The sequence below is a fragment of the Streptomyces sp. NPDC058457 genome, from assembly GCF_042720695.1.
In the GTDB taxonomy this organism is placed as follows: domain Bacteria; phylum Actinomycetota; class Actinomycetes; order Streptomycetales; family Streptomycetaceae; genus Streptomyces.
Window position 1 is genome coordinate 1 of sequence record NZ_JBHXLU010000075.1, and the last position, 19,724, is coordinate 19,724.

Here is a 19,724-nt window from a genome sequence, read left to right on the forward strand (position 1 = left end):
CGCTGCTGCGGGTCCATGGCCAGCGCCTCACGCGGGCTGATGCCGAAGAAGCCGGGGTCGAAGTCGGCGGCCTCGGCGAGGAAGCCGCCCTCGCGCGCATACGAGCTGCCGCGGCGGACGCCCTCCGGGTCGTACAGACCCTCCAGGTCCCAGCCCCGGTCGCCAGGGAAGGCGGCGACGGCGTCGCCGCCGGAGGCGACCAGGTGCCACAGGTCCTCGGGGGTCCGGACGTCGCCGGGGAAGCGGCAGCCGATGGAGACGATCGCGATCGGCTCGTCCACCGCGACGGCCCGGACCGTGGCGGCGGCCGTGTCCTGCCCCTCGCCCAGTTCGCTGAGGAGGTGCTCGGCGAGCACCAGCGGGGTCGGGTAGTCGAAGACCAGCGTGGCCGGGAGCTTCAGACCGGTGACGGCGCCCAGCCGGTTGCGCAGCTGGACCGAGGCCAGCGAGTCGAAGCCGAGGTCGCGGAAGGCCCTGCTGCCGTCGATGACGTCGGCGGAGGCGTGGCCGAGGACCGTGGCGACGCGGGTGCGCACGAGGTCGACGACGGTGCCGAGGCGGTCGGCGGCGGGCAGGGCGGCGAGCTGTGCGGCCAGCGAGGTGGTGTCGACGGCGGTGTCCTGCCCCGCGACGGCCCGGCGGGCCGGGGTGCGGACCAGCCCGCGCAGCAGCGGCGGGACCGGGTCGGATGAAGCGCGCAGCACCGGCAGGTCCAGGCGCATCAGGACGAGCAGCGGGTCCGGTGCGGTCAGCGCCCGGTCGAACAGCTGGAGTCCCTGCTCGACGGTGAGCGGCGGCATGCCGGAGCGCGCGATGCGGCGCAGGTCGGCCTCGTCGAGGTGGCCGGTCATCGCGCTGGCCTGCTCCCACAGGGACCAGGCGAGGGACTGGGCGGGCAGCCCTGCGGCGCGGCGGTGCTGGGCCAGCGCGTCGAGGAAGGCGTTGGCGGCTGCGTAGTTGGCCTGGCCGGGGCCACCGAAGACGCCGGAGGCGGAGGAGAACAGGATGAACGCGGACAGGTCGAGGTCGCGCGTCAGCTCGTGCAGATTGACGGCGGCGTCCACCTTGGGCCGCAGGACGGTGTCGATGCGCTCGGGGGTCTGGGCGGTGACGACGCCGTCGTCGAGCGCGCCGGCAGCGTGGATCACGGCGCGGAGCGGTCGGCGCAGTCCCTCGATCACTGCGGCCAGGGCGGCGCGGTCGGCGGCGTCGCAGGCGACCACGTCGACCTCGGCACCGAGCCCGGTGAGCTCCGCGTGCAGCTCCGGAGCGTGCCCGGTGCGGCTGAGCAGCACGAGGTGGCTTACGCCGTAGTGGGTGACGAGGTGCCGGGCGAGGTGGGAGCCGAGCAGGCCGGTGCCACCGGTGATCAGGACGGTGCCGTCGAGCGCGGCTGGCCGGCCGTCGGACCGGGCACGCTCCAGGCGGGGGGCGAGGAGCCGGGCACCGCGCACCGCGAGCTGGTCCTCGCCGGTGACGAACGGTGCCTCGGCGCCGTCCGTGTCGGTGTCCACGAGCACGAAGCGGCCCGGGTGCTCGGACTGGGCGGACCTGACCAGGCCCCAGACGGCGGCGCCGGCCAGGTCGGTGACGTCCTCCGGAGAGGTGGCGGACACCGCTCCGGTGGTGACGAACGCCAGCTGTCCGGGCTCGTCGTCGGCGAGCCACCGCTGGATCCGGGCGAGGGCGTGGTGCAGCGTGGCCCGGACGTCGCCGCCGGGCTCGATGCGCAGCGTCTCGGCCGGTGTTGTGGTGCCGGGCGTGGCGGACACCGGTGTCCAGGCCGGGCGGAAGACGGCGTCGGCGCCCGGCGTGGCCATGGCGTCGGCGGCGGGCGGGCGCAGCGCGAGGGACTCCACCGAGGCCACGGGCCGGCCGGCGGGGTCGGCGACGTGCACGGAGACGGCGTCCGGTCCGGCGGGGGCGATGCGGACGCGGAGCGCGGTGGCGCCCTGGGCGTGCAGGACCACGCCGTTCCAGGAGAACGGGAGCCGGGCTTCGGCGGCGTCGGCGAGTCCGGTGACGTGCAGCGCCGCGTCGAGCAGCGCGGGGTGCAGGCCGAAGAGCCGGGCCGGGCCCTGCTGGTCGTCGGGGAGGGCGACCTCGGCGAAGAGTTCGTCGCCGCGACGCCACGCCGTACGCAGGCCTTGGAACGCCGGTCCGTAGCCGAAGCCGGCCGCGGCGTAGCGGTCGTACATGTCGGCGCTGTCGAGCGGTGTGGCGTCCCGCGGCGGCCAGACGGTGAGATCGGCGGCGGGCGCGGCGGGCGCGGCGGACAGGGTGCCGCTGGCGTGGCGGGTCCACTCGTCCGTGCCGTCGGGGGCCGCGTGCAGGGTGACCGTGCGGCGGCCCGCCGCGTCGGGGGCGCCGACCGCGAGCTGGATGGTGACGGCGCCGTTCTCCGGCAGGACGAGCGGTGTCTCCAGCAGGAGTTCCTCGACCCGCTCGCATCCCACCTGGTCGCCGGCGCGGGCGGCGAGCTCCAGGAACGCCGTGCCGGGCAGCAGGATCGCGCCGCGCACCGTGTGGTCGGCGAGCCAGGGGTGGGTGCGGACGGAGAGACGTCCGGTGAGCAGGGCACCCTCGGTGTCCGCCAGCGCGACGACCGCGCCGAGCAGCGGGTGGTCGGCGGAGCCGAGGCCGGCGGCGGTCACGTCGCCCTGCTGGGCGGAGTGGTCCTCCAGCCAGTACGCCTCGCGCTGGAAGGGGTAGGTGGGCAGGTCGATGCGGGAGCCGCCGGGGAGCAGCGCGGTGAGGTCGGCGGAGACGCCGGTCACGTGGAGTTCGGCGAGGGAGAGCAGGAACCGGTCCCAGCCGCCCGCGTTCCGCCGCAGCGTGCCCACCACGGTCCCGCCGACCGTCTCCTCGATCGCCGAGGTCAGCACCGGATGCGGACTGACCTCGACGAACACACCGTGTCCCGCGGCGCCCAGCGCACGCACGGTGGTCTCCAGCTCCACGGTCTGCCGCAGGTTGCGGTACCAGTACTCGGCGTCGAGCGCCGCGGTGTCCAGCAGACCCCCGGTCACCGTCGAGTGGAAGGGGATCTCGGCGCTGCGCGGGGCCAGGCCCGCGAGCGTGGTCAGCAGCTCCTCGCGGATCTCCTCCACATGGGCGGAGTGGGAGGCGTAGTCGACGGGGACGCGGCGGACGCGCACGTCGTCCCAGGTGTCGAGGGTGTCGAGGGCGGCGGTGTCGCCGGCGACCACGACGGACGACGGGCCGTTGACGGCGGCGACGGACAGGCCGGGGCCGATGCGGCGCCGGGCCTCCTCCGCCGAGAGGGCGACCGAGGTCATGCCGCCGCGGCCGGCGAGGGCGTTCAGCGCCTTGCTGCGCAGCGCGACGACGCGCGCGCCGTCCTCCAGGGAGAGCGCGCCGGCCACCACGGCCGCGGCGATCTCGCCCTGCGAGTGGCCGACGACGGCGTCCGGCCGGACGCCCGCGGCCTGCCACAGGGCGGCGAGGGAGACCATCACGGCGAACAGCGCCGGCTGGACGACGTCCACCCGGTCGAAGTCGCCGGAGCGCAGCACGTCCTCCAGGGACCAGTCGACGTGCGGGGCGAGCGCCTCGGCGCACTGGTGGATCCGCTCGGCGAAGACGGGTGAGGTGTCGAGGAGGTCCACCGCCATGCCGGTCCACTGCGCGCCCTGGCCGGGGAAGACGAAGACCAGGTCGCGGGTGGGGCGGACGGTGCCGCGCACCAGGGAGGGGTGTTCCTCGTCGTTCGCCAGGGCGGCGAGCGCGGCGTCGGTGTCGCTGCCCCCGACGAGGACGGCGCGGTGTTCCAGTGCGGCCCGGGTGGTGGCCAGGGAGTGGCCGACGTCGAGCGGGTCGAGGCCGGTGAGGGAGCGCAGCTGGGCCGCCCGGGCGCGCAGCGCCTGCGGGCTGCGCGCGGAGAGCGTCCAGGGCACGACGGCCGGGGCGGTCACCGCGGCGGGGGCGTCGGCGTCGGGACCGGGCTCGGTCTCCTCCGGCTGATCGGGCTCCGGTGCCTGTTCCAGTACGACGTGGCTGTTGGTGCCGCTGACGCCGAAGGAGGAGACGGCGGCGCGGCGGACCCGGTCCACGGCGGGCCACGGCTGGAGTTCGGTGGCCAGCCGGACCGTGCCCGACTCCCAGTCGACCTGGGGCGTGGGCCGGTCCGCGTGCAGGGTGGGCGGCACCTGGGCGTGCCGCATGGCCTGCACCATCTTGATGATGCCGCCCACTCCGGCGGCGGCCTGGGTGTGGCCGATGTTCGACTTCAGGGAGCCCAGCAGCAGCGGCTGCTCCGGGCTGTGCGCGCGGCCGTAGGTGGCGAGGAGCGCCTGCGCCTCGATCGGGTCGCCGAGCGGCGTGCCGGTCCCGTGCGCCTCGACGACATCGACGTCGGCCGCGGTCAGCCTGGCGTTGGCCAGCGCCTTGCGGATGACCCGCTGCTGGGCGGGGCCGTTGGGCGCGGTGAGCCGGGAGCTGGCACCGTCCTGGTTGACGGCGGTGCCGCGGACCAGGGCGAGCACCGGGTGGCCGTTGCGCCGGGCGTCCGACAGCCGCTCCAGCAGGAGCATGCCGACGCCCTCGCCCCAGCCGGTGCCGTCGGCGGTGGCGGCGAACGACTTGCAGCGGCCGTCGGCGGCCAGGCCACGCTGCCTGCTCATCTCGGTGAACGCGACGGGTGTCGACATCACCATGGCTCCGCCGGCCACGGCGAGCGTGCACTCCTCGGCGCGCAGTGCCTGGGCTGCCAGGTGGAGGGCGACCAGCGACGACGAGCAGGCGGTGTCCACGCTGACCGCGGGGCCCTCGAAACCGAAGACGTACGCGATGCGTCCGGAGGCGACGCTGTCGGAGTTGCCCCCGGCGAGGAATCCCTCGACCTCCTCGGGCACCCGGCGCAGCCGGGAACCGTAGTCCTGGTACTGCACGCCGGCGAAGACGCCGACCTGGGCGCCGCGCTGGGCCTGCGGGTCGATGCCGGCCCGTTCGAACGCCTCCCAGGTGGTCTCCAGGAGCAGTCGCTGCTGCGGGTCCATCGCGAGCGCCTCGTTCGGCGAGATGCCGAAGAACTGCGGCTCGAAGCCGGCGATCTCGTCGAGGAAGCCGCCCTCCCGGGCGTAGCTGCTGTCCGGGCGGCTGCCCGCCGGGTCGTACAGCCGCTCCAGGTCCCAGCCGCGGTCGTCCGGGAACGGGGTGACGGCGTCCGTGCCGGCGGCGACCATGCGCCACAGGTCCTCGGGGCTGTGCACGCCGCCCGGGTAGCGGCAGGCCATGCCGACGATGGCGATGGGTTCGGTGTCCTTGGCCTCGAGTCTGGTCAGCTGCTGACGCGTGCGGTGCAGATCGGTCGTGACCCGCTTGAGGTAGGTACGGAGCTTGTCGTCGTTCACTGCTGTCCCTCTACCTTGGTGGGCGGTCACGACATGCCCAGCTCGTTGTCGATGAAGTCGAAGATCTCGTCGTCGTCGGCCGCGTCGAGGAGCTCCTCGACGGAGTCGCCGCCGGCGGCCGCGCGTGCCCTGGCCAGCAGGTCGTTCAGCCGCCCGGTCAGTTCCTCGCGGTGGCGCTCGTCCTCCAGGAGGACGGTGAGCCGCGCGAGTTCGGCGAGGCCGGGCAGCTGTCCGTCCGCCGGTTCGGGCGCGAGCTCGGCGGCGAGGTGGCCGGCGATGGCACGGCACGACGGGTAGTCGAAGAGCAGGGTGGCGGGCAGCCGGAGCCCGCTGGCCGCGCCCAGCCGGTTGCGCAGTTCGACCGCGGTCAGGGAGTCGAAGCCCACCTCCAGCAGGCCCCGGTCGACGTCGACGGAGCCGGCGTCGGCGAAGCCCAGCACGGTGGCCGTGTGGTCGCGGACCAGGTCGAGCAGGGCCCGGTCACGCTGGGTGTCCGTCATTGCGGACAGCCGCTGGGCCAGCCCGGCCGCCTCGGCGGCGCCGCCTGCGGTGTCGGCGGCGCTGCGCCGTACGGCCGCGCGCACCAGGCCCCGCAGCACCGCGGGCACCTCGCCCTGCGCCTGGACCGCCTTGGTGTCCAGGCGCAGTGGCAGCAGTACCGGATGGCCCTCGGCGAGGGCGGTGTCGAACAGCTCCAGGCCCTCCGCGGGCGGGAAGGCGATGATGCCGCCGCGCGCGATGCGCTTGAAGTCGTTCTCGCCCAGGTGGCCGCTCATGCCGGTGTCGTTGGCCCACAGGCCCCAGGCCAGTGAGGCGGCCGGCAGTCCCTGGGCCCTGCGGCGGTGCGCCAGGGCGTCCAGGAAGGCGTTGGCCGCCGCGTAGTTGGCCTGTCCCATGCCGCCGAAGACGCCGGCGATGGAGGAGAAGACCACGAAGGCCGACAGGTCCAGCTCCGCGGTGAGTTCCTGGAGGTTGAGGACCGCGTCGACCTTGGGCCGCAGGACGAGGTCCAGCTGCTCGTCGGTGATCGACGCCACGATGCCGTCCTGGACCACACCGGCGGTGTGGACGACGGCGGTGACCGGGTGTTCGGACGGGACGGCGGCGAGCAGGGCGGCGAGTGCGTCGCGATCGGCGACGTCGCAGGACGCCACCTGCACCTCGGCGCCCAGCGCGGTCAGCTCCTCCTGCAGCCGTGCGGCGCCCTCGCCGGCCAGGCCGCTGCGGCTGGTCAGCAGCAGTCGCTTGACGCCGTGTGCGGCGACCAGGTGCCGGGAGACATGGGCGCCGATCGCGCCGGTGCCGCCGGTCACCAGGACGGTGCCGCCGCGCTCCCACTCCTGCTCGGCGTCCGCGACGCCGACCGGGACGCGCGCGATGCGGTAGGCGTACGCCCGTCCGTCGCGCACCGCGAGCTGCGGCTCACCACTGGCGACGGCACGCGCGAACGTCGTGCCGTCACCGGCATGACCGTCGCCGTCATGACCGTCGTGGCCTTGGTCGCCGTGCTCCTGGTCGACCAGGACGAACCGGTCCGGGTGCTCGGTCTGCGCGGAACGGACCAGGCCCCAGACGGCGGCTCCGGCGAGGTCGGGCACGTCGTCCCCGGCGGTCAGCGGCACCGCGCCGCGGGTGCTGAAGACGAGCTTCGCCCCGGCCCGGTCGCGACCGAGCCAGTCGCGGATGTCGGCCAGCGCCCGCCGGGTGGCACGGCGTACCGCCTCGGCGTCCTGCCCCGGCTCGTAGCTGCGGACCTCGAACGCGGGACCGGCGTCGGCGGCGGGCAGCGGCACCTCGGTGAACTCGGGGCGGAACAGCGTCCGGTGGGTTCGTCCGCCGCCCGTCGCGGACCGGGCGGGCGCCGCGGGACGCAGGGCGAGCGACTCGGCCGTGGCGACCGGCGCCCCGGTGCCGTCGAAGAGGGCGACCGACATCGAGCTGTCCCCGGTGGGCGCCATCCGCAGCCGGACGGCGGCCGCGCCCCCGGCGTGCAGGGTGACACCGCTCCAGGCGAACGGCAGCCAGGCCTGGTCGCTGCCGCTCAGTACGCCGAAGGCGAGGGAGTGCAGCACGCTGTCCAGGAGGGCCGGATGGAGTCCGAACCGGCCGGCCTCGGACCGCTGGGCGGCGGGCAGCGCGGCCTCGGCGAACACCTCGTCGCCGCGGCGCCACACCGCCGTCAGCCCCTGGAAGACGGGACCGTAGGCGAAGCCGCTCTCGGCGAACCGGTCGTACAGGCCGTTCACGTCGATCGGCTCGGCGCCCGGCGGCGGCCACTCGGTGAGCGTCCCGGTGACCGGTGCGACGGGCGCGGCGCCCGGCGACAGCACACCGTCGGCGTGCCGGATCCAGGTCTCGTCGGCCGGCGCGTCCTGCGGCCGGGAGAACACCTCGAGCGAGCGGGTGCCGTCCGTGCCCTGCGGGCCGACCCGCATCTGCAGCACGACGGCGCCGTCCCTCGGCAGGACCAGCGGTGCCGCCAGGGACAGTTCGTCGACCCGGGCGCAGCCGACCTCGTCGGCCGCCCTGACGGCCAGTTCGAGGAAGGCCGTCGCCGGGAACAGGGCCTCGTCGAAGACCCCGTGGTCGGCCAGCCACGGCGTGCTGTGCAGCGACAGCCTGCCGGTGAAGACGTAGGTGTCCGCGTCGGCCAGTTCGACGGCGGCGCCGATCAGCGGGTGCCCGGTGGCGACCAGGCCCGCCGACGTCACGTCGCCGGCACCCGCGGTGTCGTCGAGCCAGTAGCGCTCGCGCTGGAACGCGTAGGTGGGCAGCGGCACGCGGCGCACGTCGCGGTCCGCGAGGACCCGCTCCCAGTCGGGGGCGGTCACCTGGGCGTGCAGGCGGCCCAGGGCGGCGGTCACCGAGTCGGCCTCGTCGCGGTCCCGGTGCAGCAGCGGGATCAGTTCGGCGTGGCCCTCCAGGCAGTCCTGGGCGAGCGCGGTGAGGGAGCTGTCGGGGCCGATCTCGACGAACGCGGTCACTCCGGCCCGTTCGAGGGCCCGTACGCCGTCGAGGAACCGGACCGCGCCGCGGACGTGGCGCACCCAGTAGTCCGGGGTGCACAGCTCGTCGGCGCCGGCGAGGGCGCCGGTGACGTTGGAGACGACGGGGATGCGGGGCGGGTGGAACTCCAGCCGGGCCGCGACCTGGCGGAACTCCTCCAGCATCCCGTCCATGTGCGGGGAGTGGAAGGCGTGGCTGACCCGCAGCCGTTTGGTCTTGCGGCCGTCGGCGGCGAGCCGGGCGGCGACCTCGAGCACGGCGTCCTCGTCACCGGCGACGACGGTGGCGACCGTGCTGTTGACCGCGGCCACGGTGACCCGGTCCCCGCACTCGGCGAGGTAGGGCAGCACCGCCTCCTCCGGCGCCATCACGGACACCATGGCGCCGTCGCCGCGCATGGCCTGCATCAGCCGGGCGCGCTCCGCGACCAGCAGGGCGGCGTCCGGCAGCGACAGCACCCCGGCGACGTGGGCGGCCGCCAGCTCGCCGACCGAGTGGCCGATGAGGTGGTCGGGGCGCAGGCCCCAGTGCTCGGCGAGCCGGAACAGGGCGACCTCGACGGCGAACAGGGCCGGCTGGGTGTAGGCCGTGCGGTCGAGCAGGTCGGCGTCCGCGGAGCCGGCGGCGGCGCCGATCACCTCGTGCAGCGGCCGTTCGAGCAGTGGGTCGAGAGCGGCGCAGACGGCGTCGAAGGCCTCGGCGAACACCGGGAACTCGCGGTGCAGCCGAAGTCCCATGCCGAGCCGCTGGCTGCCCTGGCCGGAGAAGAGGAACGCCACGCGCGGTTCGGCGGGCGGCACGGTGCCGGTCACCGACCGCAGGGCGGCACGGATCGCGTCGCGGTCGCCGTCCGGCACGACGGCCCGGTGCTCCAGGTGGGCGCGGGCGGTGGCCAGGGTGTAGCCGACGTCGGCGGGCCGTACGTCCGGGTTCTCCGCAAGGTGCCGGTCGAGCAGGGCCGCCTGCTCGCGCAGCGCCGGTGCGCTGCGGGCGGAGAGCACCAGCGGCACCGGCAGCGGTGCCCGCCCGCCGACGGTGGCGGTCGGCTCGTCGTCGGGGGCCTGTTCCAGGATGGTGTGGGCGTTGGTGCCGCTGACGCCGAAGGAGGACACGGCGGCCCGGCGCGGCCGGCCGGTGACCGGCCACGGGGTGTTCTCGGTGACCAGGTCGACGCTGCCCGCACTCCAGTCGATGAACGGGGACGGCTCGTCCACGTGGAGGGTGCCGGGCACCGTGCCGTGCTGCATGGCCAGCACCATCTTGATGACGCCGGCGATGCCCGCGGCGGCCTGGGTGTGACCGATGTTGGACTTGACCGAGCCCAGCAGCAGTGGCTGTGTGCGGTTCTGGCCGTAGGTGGCCAGCAGGGCCTGGGCCTCGATGGGGTCGCCCAGCCGGGTACCGGTGCCGTGCGCCTCGACCACGTCGAGCTCGGCGGGCGTCAGGCGGGCGCCGGCCAGTGCGTCGCGGATGACGCGCTGCTGGGAGGGGCCGTTGGGGGCGGTCAGGCCGTTGGACGCGCCGTCCTGGTTGACCGCGCTGCCGCGCACCAGGGCAAGCACCGGGTGGCCGTTGCGCCGGGCGTCGGAGAGCCGCTCCAGCAGGACCAGGCCGACGCCCTCGGCCCAGGCGGTGCCGTCGGCGGCGGCCGCGAAGGGCTTGCAGCGGCCGTTCTCGGCGAGCCCGCGCTGCCGGCTGAACTCGATGAACGACGTGGGGGTGGCCATCGCGGCAGCCCCGCCGGCCAGCGCCATCGTGCACTCGCCGGAGCGCAGCGACTGTGCGGCGAGGTGGATGGCGACCAGCGAGGACGAGCACGCGGTGTCCACGCTGACGGCCGGGCCCTCCAGGCCGAAGGTGTAGGAGATGCGTCCGGAGGCGACGCTGCCCGCGCTGCCGATGCCGAGGTAGCCCTCCACCTCCTCCGGGGCGTTGCGCACCCGCAGGCCGTAGTCGTGGTAGCTGGAGCCGACGAACACGCCGGCACGGCTGCCCTTGACCGACCGCGGGTCGATGCCGGCCCGTTCGAACGCCTCCCAGGTGGTCTCCAGGAGCAGCCGCTGCTGCGGGTCGATGGTGGTCGCCTCGCGCGGGGAGATGCCGAAGAAGGCGGGGTCGAAGTCGGCCAGGTCGTGCAGGAAGCCGCCTTCGCGTGTGTACGTGGTGCCGTGGTGCTCGGGGTCCGGGTCGTAGAGGGCGTCCAGGTCCCAGCCGCGGTCGGTGGGGAACGGCGTGATGGCGTCGCCGCCCTCGCTGACCAGCCGCCAGAAGTCCTCCGGGGTGCGTATCCCGCCGGGGAAGCGGCAGGCGAGCGCGACGATGGCGATGGCGTCGTCGGTGACCGCGGCGCCGGCCGACGGCACCGCGGCGGCGGTCTCGGCGCGGGCCTCCGGCTCGCCCAGTTCCGCCGCCAGGTGGTCGACGACGGCGGTCGGGGTCGGGTAGTCGAAGACCAGGGTGACCGGGAGCCGCAGCCCGGTCGCCACGGAGAGTTTGTTGCGCAGCTCCACCGCGGTCAGCGAGTCGCAGCCGAGGTCCTTGAAGACCCGGTCACGGCCGATCGCGTCGGCACCGTCGTAGCCGAGGGCCTCGGCGGCCACCGTGCGCACCAGGTCCAGGAGCGCGGTCCGGTCCAGGGCGGTCGGCCGCTCGGGCGCGGCCGACCGCTCGATGACCGCGGCCACCTCCGGGAGGTCGGCGATGAGCGGGCTGGGCCGCAGGGCGGTGAAGGCCGCGGCGAAGCGGTCCCACGCGAAGTCGGAGAGGATCACGTGCGGTTCGCCCGAGCCGACCGCGTCCCGCAGGGCGGCGACGGCCCGCCCGGGATCCATGGCGGGCATGCCGTCGCGGACCAGCCGGGCGGCCACCGCGTCGTCGGCGAGGCTCTTGCCGGCCCACAGCCCCCAGGACACGGAGGTGGCGGGCAGGCCGAGGTCGCGGCGGTGCAGGGCCAGCGCGTCGAGGTAGGCGTTGGCCGCGGCATAGCTGCCCTGTCCGGTGCCGGCGAGGGTGGAGGCCACCGAGGAGAACAGCACGAACGCCGCCAGGTCCGTCTCCCGGGTCAGCTCGTGCAGCACCAGCGCGGCGTCGGCCTTGGGCCGGGCCACGCCGACCGCCCGCTCGGCGGTGAGGGAGTCGAGCACGCCGTCGTCGAGGACGCCCGCCGCGTGCACCACGGCGGTCAGCGGGGTCTCGGCCGAGATGCCGGCCAGCAGCTCCGCGACGGCGTCCCGGTCGGCCACGTCGCAGGCGGCGACGGTGACCCGGGCGCCCAGCGCGCCGAGTTCGGCGACGAGTTCGGCCGCGCCCGGGGTGTCCGCGCCGCGCCGCCCGGTCAGCAGCAGGTGTTCGGCGCCGGCGGTGGCCAGCCAGCGGGCCACGTGCCCGCCGAGGGCGCCGAGACCGCCGGTGACCAGGACGGTTCCGCTGGGCTCCCAGGGCCGGCCGGCGCTGGAACCGGACCTGCCTGCGTGGGCGATACGGCGGCCGTAGACGCCGGACGGGCGGATGGCCACCTGGTCCTCGCCCGACTCGCCGGTGAGGACCGCCAGCAGGCGCTGTGCGGCCTGGTCGTCGAGGGCCGCGGGCAGGTCGACCAGACCGGCCCAGCGTCCCGGGTACTCGACTCCGGCCACGCCGCCCAGGCCCCACAGGGCCGCCGGCGCGGGGCCGGCGACGGGGTCGGCGGGGCTGACGGAGACGGCGCCGCGGGTGGTGGCCCACAGCGGGGCGTCGATGCCCGCCGCGCCCAGAGCATGGATCAGGGACACGGTCAGCGGCAGCCCGGCGGGCAGCACCGTGCCGTCCGACCAGGGCCGGTCGGCGAGGCCGAGCAGGGAGAGCACTCCGGTGGGTTCGTGCCCGTCGGCCGCGGCGCGCAGGCGTTCCGCGTCGGCCGTGCGGTCGCCGGTGTCCTCCCACGGCACCACGAGCGTGGTGAGGCCGTGCCGGCGCAGGGTGTCGAGGTGTGGGGTGACATCCGTGCCGGCAGGGGTGACGACGAGCCACTCCCCGGTGGCCTGGCCGGCCGGCAGGTCGTGCAGGACGCGCCAGTCGACCCGGTACCGCCAGGCGTCGGTGTCCTCGGCCGCGGGCAGGGCCGGCGGTGCGAGGGGGCGCGGGACGAGCCAGTAGTGCTGCCGCTGGAACGCGTAGGTGGGCAGGTCGACCCGCCGGCCGCCGCGGTGCACGGCGGCCCAGTCGACCGCGGCGCCGCGCGCGTGCAGTTCGCCCAGCGAGGTCAGGAAGCGGTCCAGGCCGCCCGCCTCGCGGTGCAGGGTGCCGACGACGACTCCGCCGCCGGCGGCCTCCAGGGCCTGCTGTACCCAGATCGCCAGCACCGGGTTCGGGCTGACCTCCACGAAGGCGTCGTATCCGGCGGCGATCAGCTGGTGGACGGCCTGGTCGAACTCGACGGTCCGGCGCAGGTTGCGGTACCAGTACTCGGCGTCCAGGGCGGCGCCGTCCAGCCAGGCGCTGTCGGCGGTGGACCAGAACCCGACGGTCGTCGACCGCGGGCGCACGCCGTCCAGCACGCGCAGGAGTTCGTCGTGGATGCGCTCCACCTGGGCCGAGTGGGCGGCGAAGTCGGCACCGGGGATCGGCCAGCGCAGGACGCCCTCGTCCGACAGCGCGGCGCTCAGCTCCTCCAGCGCCTCGGGGTCGCCGGAGACCGTGACCGAGGCGGGCCCGTTGACGGCGGCCACCCCGATCCGGCCGTCCCAGGCGGCGACGCGCTCGCGCAGCGGCTCGGCGGCCATGGCCACGAACATCATGGCGCCCTGCCCGGCGAGCGCGATGAGGGTCTGGCTGCGCAGTGCGACGATCCTCGCCGCGTCCTCCAGCGACAGCGCACCGGCCACCACGGCGGCGGCGATCTCACCCTGGCTGTGCCCGACCACCGCGTCGGGCTCGACGCCGCAGGACCGCCACAGCGCGGCCAGCGAGACCATCACGGAGAACAGCACCGGCTGGATGCGGTCCACCTGCTCGTACTCGCCGCTGCGCAGCACCTCGGTCAACGACCAGTCGAGGTGCGGTGCCAGGGCGCGCTCGCACTCGGCGAAGCGCTCGGCGAACGCCGGGGCGCTCTCCAGCAGTTCCAGGGCCATGCCGGTCCACTGGGTGCCCTGGCCGGGGAAGACGAACACGGTACGGCGGCCGACGTCGGCGGTGTGCACGGGCGCCTCGCCGTCGCGCACCGCCCGCAGTCCGGCGGCCAGGTGCTCCCGGTCCGCGCCCGCGACGACGGCCCTGCGCTCGAAGGCGGTCCTGGTGGCCGCCAGCGACCAGCCGACGTCCAGCGGGTCGGCGTCCAGCCGGTCCAGCAGGGCGCGCGCCTGCTCGCGCACGGCCTCCTCGGTCCGTCCGGACAGCGTCCAGGCCACGGCCGGCGCGGGCGTGCTGCGGTCGCCCGCCGGGGCCGGTGCCTCGACGGAGCCGACCCGCTCGGTGATCTCGACGGGGTCGGCCTGCTCGATGATGACGTGCGCGTTGGTGCCGCTCATGCCGAACGACGACACGCCGGCCCGCCGCGGTCCCGCCCAGGGCCGGGCCTCGGTCAGCAGCTCGATGTTGCCCGCGGACCAGTCGATGAACGGCGAGGGCACGTCCGCGTGCAGGGTCCGGGGCAGCACGCCGTGCTCCATGGCCTGGAGCATCTTGATGATCCCGGCGACACCGGAGGCGGCCTGGGTGTGGCCGATGTTGGACTTCAGCGAGCCCAGCCACAGCGGCTCGGTGCGGTCCTGCCCGTAGGTGGCGAGCAGCGCCTGCGCCTCGATCGGGTCGCCCAGCCTGGTGCCGGTGCCGTGTGCCTCGACCACCCGCACGTCGGCGGGTTCGAGCCCGGCGTTGGCCAGGGCCTGCTGGATGACCCGCTGCTGCGAGAGGCCGTTCGGCGCGGTCAGGCCGTTGGAGGCGCCGTCCTGGTTGACGGCGCTGCCCCGCACGGTCGCCAGCACCGGGTGTCCGTGGCGCCGGGCGTCGGACAGCCGCTCCAGTACGAGCATGCCGACGCCCTCGGCGATGCCGAACCCGTCGGCCTCCGCACCGAACGGCTTGCACCGGCCGTCGGCCGCGAGGCCGCGCTGCCTGCTGAAGCCGGTGAACGACAGGGTGGAGCCGAGGATGGTGGCGCCCGCGGCCAGGGCCAGCGAGCATTCGCCGGACCGCAGCGCCTGCGCCGCGAGGTGCACGGCGACCAGTGAGGACGAGCAGGCGGTGTCGATGGTCAGCGCCGGCCCTTCCAGGCCGAGCGAGTACGAGATGCGGCCGGACAGCACGCTGCTGGAGATGCCGGCGATGAGGTGGCCCTCGGCCTCCTCGGGGACCCGCTCGCCGTCACCGCCGTACCCCTGGTACCCGGCGCCGACGAAGACGCCGGTGTGGGTGCCGCGCAGCGAGGTCGGGTCGATGCCGGCCCGCTCCAGTGCCTCCCAGGACGTCTCCAGGAGCAGCCGCTGCTGCGGGTCCATCGCGAGCGCCTCGCGCGGCGAGATACCGAAGAACACGGGGTCGAACAGGCCGGCGTCGTAGACGAAGCCGCCTGCCCGGGAGTACGTGGTGCCGGGCCGGTCGGGGTCGGTGTCGTAGACGTCGCCGAGGTCCCAGCCGCGGTCGCCGGGCAGCTCGGATATCGCGTCGCGCCCGTCGGCGAGCAGCTGCCAGAGGTCCTCGGGGGTGCGGACACCGCCCGGGTAGCGGCAGCTCGCGGCGACGATGACGATCGGGTCGTCCCCGGCGGGCACGGTGACCGCGACCGGGGCGGCCGGGGTCGCCGCCGTGCCGAGCAGTTCGTCGCGCAGGTGGTCGGCGAGCGTGATGGCGGAGGAGTAGTCGAAGACGACGGTGACCGGCAGCCGCAGACCCGTCGCGGCGTTCAGCCGGCCGCGCAGGTCGACGGCGGTCAGCGAGTCGAAGCCCAGCTCGCGGAAGGCGCGGCCCGGTTCGATCGCGGCGCCCGAGTCATGGCCCAGGACGGCCGCCGCCTGGGTGCGCACCAGGTCGGCCAGGAACTCGCGCTGCTCGGCGGCGGGTATCGCGCGCAGCCGGGCCGGCAGGGGCGAGCCGGCCTGGTCCTGTGCCGCGCTGTCCGCGTCCTGACCGGCCAGTGCGGCGCGGACGTCGGGCAGGTCGGAGATGAGCGCGCTGGGCCGGGCCGAGGTGAACACGGGAGCGAAGCGGTCCCAGTCGACGGCGGCCACCACGATGACCGTCTCGTCACGGTCCAGCACCTGCTGGAAGCCCTCGATGGCGAGCGCGGGACGCATGAAGGGGATGCCCCGTCCGCGCAGTTGCTGCTCGGCGAGGTTGGCGGCCATGCCCTTGCCGTCCTGCGGGGCCCAGATGCCCCACACCACCGAGGTCGCGCCGAGGCCGCGGGCGCGCCGGTTCTCCGCGAGACCGTCGAGGTAGGCGTTGGCCGCGGCGTAGGCGCCGTGGTCGGCACTGCCCCAGACCGCGGAGATGGAGGAGAACAGGACGAACGCGTCCACCTCGCCGATCAGTTCGTCCAGATGCGCGGCGCCGAGCACCTTGGCGTGCAGGGTGTCGCCGAACTCGGCGAGGTCGGTGTCCGGCAGCGGTACGAGGCTGCCGGCGCCCGCGGTGTGCATGACGGACCGAATGGTCTCGCCCTGCGCCTCCAGGCCGGCGACGAGTGCGGCGAGCTGCTCGCGGTCGGTCACGTCGCAGGCGGCGGTGGTCACGCGGGCGCCCAGGGACCGGAGTTCCGTGGTCAGTTCGGCGGCGCCGGGGGCGTCGCCGCCCTGCCGGCTGAGGAGCACGAGGTGCTCGGCTCCGTTGCGGGCCAGCCAGGCGGCGATCTGTCCGCCGACGGCGCCCGTGCCGCCGGTGACGAGGACCGTGCCGCGGGGCCGCCAGGGTTCGGGGGCTGGTCCGTCGGGCAGCGGGGCGCGGGCGATCCGGCGCCCGTACGCGCCACCGGGGCGCAGCGCGAGCTGGTCCTCGTCGCCGGCACCGGCCAGCGCGGTCACCAGGGCGGCGGGGTCGAAGCCGGCGACCAGGTCCAGCAGTCCGCCCCAGCGGCGCGGGTATTCCAGTGCGGCGACGCGTCCCAGACCCCACACCAGGTTCTGGGCGACGCCGGTCACCGGGTCGTCGTCACCGGTGGAGACCGCTCCGCCGGTCAGGCACCACAGGGGGGCGTCGATGCCCGCGTCGTCCAGTGCCTGGACGAGGGCGAGGGTGAGGGCCGTGCCGACCGGCACGACGGGATGGTCCGGGTGCGGCCGCTCGTCCAGGCCCAGCAGCGAGACGACCCGGTCGAGGGGGCCGGCCACGTCGGCCAGCCGCCGAGCGAGCGTCCGCCGGTCGCTGTCGGCGGCGGTCAGCTGCGCCCGCGTCACGGTGGCGCCGGCGTCCGCCAGGGCCCGGCAGACCTCGTCCATGAGCGGATGGCCGGTCTCCGGTACGAGCACCAGGCAGTGGCGCCCGGACAGCTCGGCGGTCTCACCGTCGGGCAGCGCCTTCCACGTGACGCGGTACCGCCAGGAGTCGACCGTGGCGCGGCTGTCGTGACGGTTGCGCCACTCCGACAGGGCGGGCAGCACCTCGCTGAGCGGGGTCTGCGGGTCCAGTCCGAGCAGCTCCCCCAGTCCGCCGTCCTCGACCGTCTGCCAGAAGCGGTTCTGCTCCGACTCGGCGATGCCGACGCTGTCCTCCAGCCAGTACCACTTGCGCTGGAAGGCATACGGGGGCAGGTCCCGGTACGCGGGCGTGCCGCCGAAGAACGGTGTGAAGTCCACCGCGACGCCCCGGACGAACAACTCCGCCGCGGACAGCAGGAACCGGCGCAGCCCGCCCTCGTCCCGCCGCAGCGTCCCCGACACGACGGACTCGTCACCGACGGTCTCGGTGATCCCTGTCGTCAGGACCGGATGCGCGCTCACCTCGACGAAGGCACCGAAGCCCTCGGCCGCCAGGTCGCGCACGGCCGCCTCGAACTCCACGGTCTGCCGCAGGTTGCGGTACCAGTAGTCGGCGTCCAGACCTGTCCCGTCCGCCCATGCGACATCGACGGTGGAGAAGAAGGGAACCGTCGCCGTCCGAGGCGACACGCCCTCCAGCACGTGCCGGATCTCCTCGCGGATCTCCTCGACGTGCGCCGAGTGCGACGCGTAGTCCACGGGCACGCGCTTCGCCCGCTCCACGGACGCCAGTACCGATTCCAGACCGGCCGGGTCACCGGAGACCACGACCGATGAGGGGCCGTTGACCGCGGCGACGGACACCCCGTCCGGCAGCAGCCCCCGGACCCGGTCCACCGGCAGTGGCACCGAGACCATGCCACCCCGGCCCGCCAGCGCCGTGATCGCCTTCGACCGCAGCGCCACGACCCGCGCACCGTCCTCCAACGACAGCGCACCCGCCACCACCGCGGCAGCGATCTCGCCCTGGGAGTGGCCCACCACCGCGTCCGGCCGCGCCCCCACCGACTCCCACAGCGCGGCGAGGGACACCATCACCGCCCAGAGCACCGGCTGCACCACATCCACCCGGCCGAACTCACCCGACCGCACGACCTCCGTCAGCGACCAGTCGGCATACGGCGCCAGGGCCCGCTCACACTCGGCGAACCGCGACGCGAACACCGGCGACGACTCAAGGAGTTCCACCGCCATCCCCGCCCACTGCGACCCCTGCCCCGGAAAGACGAACACCGTCTTCCCCACAGGCGAGGCAACACCGGATATCACGCCCGCCGCCGGCCCGTCGTCCGCGACCGCCGTCAGGCCGGCCCCGAACTCCTCCGCCGAACCACCGACGACCACCGCACGATGCTCGAACACCGACCGGCCCGCCAGAGCCGCACCCACCGCAGCCCGGTCCTCACCCGCCAACGCGACCAGCCGGCCCGCCTGCGCACGCACGGCGTCCGCCGAACGACCCGACACCACCCACGGCACCACACCCGGAGCCACCACAGGCGAAGCCGCCGGCTCCGCCACCGGAGCCTGCTCCAGGATGGTGTGGACGTTGGTGCCGCTGACGCCGAAGGCGGAGACGCCGGCGCGGCGCGGGCCGCCCTCGTCGTCCCACGGCCGGGCCTCGGTCAGCAGCCGTACGTTGCCCGCCGACCAGTCGACGGCCCGGCTCGGGGTGTCGACGTGCAGCGTCCTCGGCAGCGTGCCGTTCCGCATGGCCATCACCATCTTGATGACGCCGCCGACGCCGGCCGCGGCCGCGGAGTGGCCGATGTTGGATTTCAGCGAGCCCAGCCACAGCGGCCGCTCGCGATGGCGCCCGTAGGTGGCCAGCAGGGCCTGGGCCTCGATCGGGTCGCCCAGCTTGGTGCCGGTGCCGTGCGCCTCGACCACGTCGATGTCACCCGCGGAGAGCTGCGCGTTGGCGAGCGCCTCCTTGATGACGCGCTGCTGGGAAGGGCCGTTGGGCGCCGACAGGCCGTTGGACGCGCCGTCCTGGTTGACGGCGCTGCCGCGGACCACGGCCAGCACCTGGTGGCCGTTTCGCTGCGCGTCGGAGAGGCGTTCCAGGACCAGGACGCCCGCGCCCTCGGACCAGCCGGTGCCGTCGGCAGCGTCGGCGAACGCCTTGCAGCGGCCGTCGGCGGACAGACCGCGCTGCCGGCTGAAGGCGACGAACGCGTCCTGGGTGGCCATCACGGTGATGCCGCCGGCCAGCGCCATGGTGGCCTCGCCGGTGCGCAGGGCCTGGACGGCGAGGTGCAGGGCGACCAGCGAGGAGGAGCAGGCGGTGTTGACGCTGACCGCCGGGCCTTCGAGGCCCAGTACGTAGGAGATCCGGCCGGACACCACGCTGTCGGCGGTACCGGTGTCCAGCAGCCCCTGGAGTTCGGGGACGTCCCTGGAGCCGTCGCCGTAGCCGTTGCCGATGGCGCCGATGTACACGCCCGTCCTGGTGCCGCGAAGCGCGTGCGGGTCGAGGCCGGCGCGCTCGACGGCGGTCCAGGTGGTCTCGAGGAGCAGCCGCTGCTGCGGGTCCATGGCCAGCGCCTCGCGCGGCGAGATACCGAAGAAGCCCGCGTCGAACAGGCCCGCGTCGTGCAGGAAGCCGCCGTTGCGGGTGTAGGAGGTGCCCGACCGTTCCGGGTCGGGGTCGTAGCGGCCCTCCAGGTCCCAGCCCCGGTTGTCGGGCCACTCGCTGATGGCGTCGGTGCCGTCGGCCACCAGTCGCCACAGGTCCTCGGGGGACCCGACACCGCCGGGGTAACGGCAGTCCATCCCGACGATGGCGATCGGCTCGTGCCGGGCCTGGCGGGCCTCTTGCAGCGCCGCCTTGGTCTGGCCGAGTTCCGCCGTGGCACGCCTGAGGTAGTCAAGAAGTTTCTTGTCGTCTGTCATG

At 74.9% G+C, this 19,724-nt stretch carries 2 protein-coding genes; both read right to left on the reverse strand.

From position 1 onward, the window contains the following. The coding region (locus ACFWPS_RS39990; RefSeq protein WP_383715043.1) for an SDR family NAD(P)-dependent oxidoreductase at positions 1 to 5,372 on the reverse strand (5,372 nt) is incomplete at its 3' end. Between the two features lie 26 nt (positions 5,373 to 5,398). Next, complete coding sequence (locus ACFWPS_RS39995) at positions 5,399 to 19,723, reverse strand: type I polyketide synthase (RefSeq protein ID WP_383715045.1); 14,325 nt, start codon at positions 19,721 to 19,723, stop codon at positions 5,399 to 5,401. Position 19,724: the final 1 nt, after the last annotated feature.

Coding starts and splice junctions, on each gene's coding strand:
- ACFWPS_RS39995 (WP_383715045.1), bottom strand. CDS start 19,723: ATGACAGACGACAAGAAACTTCTTGACTACCTCAGGCGTGCCACGGCG.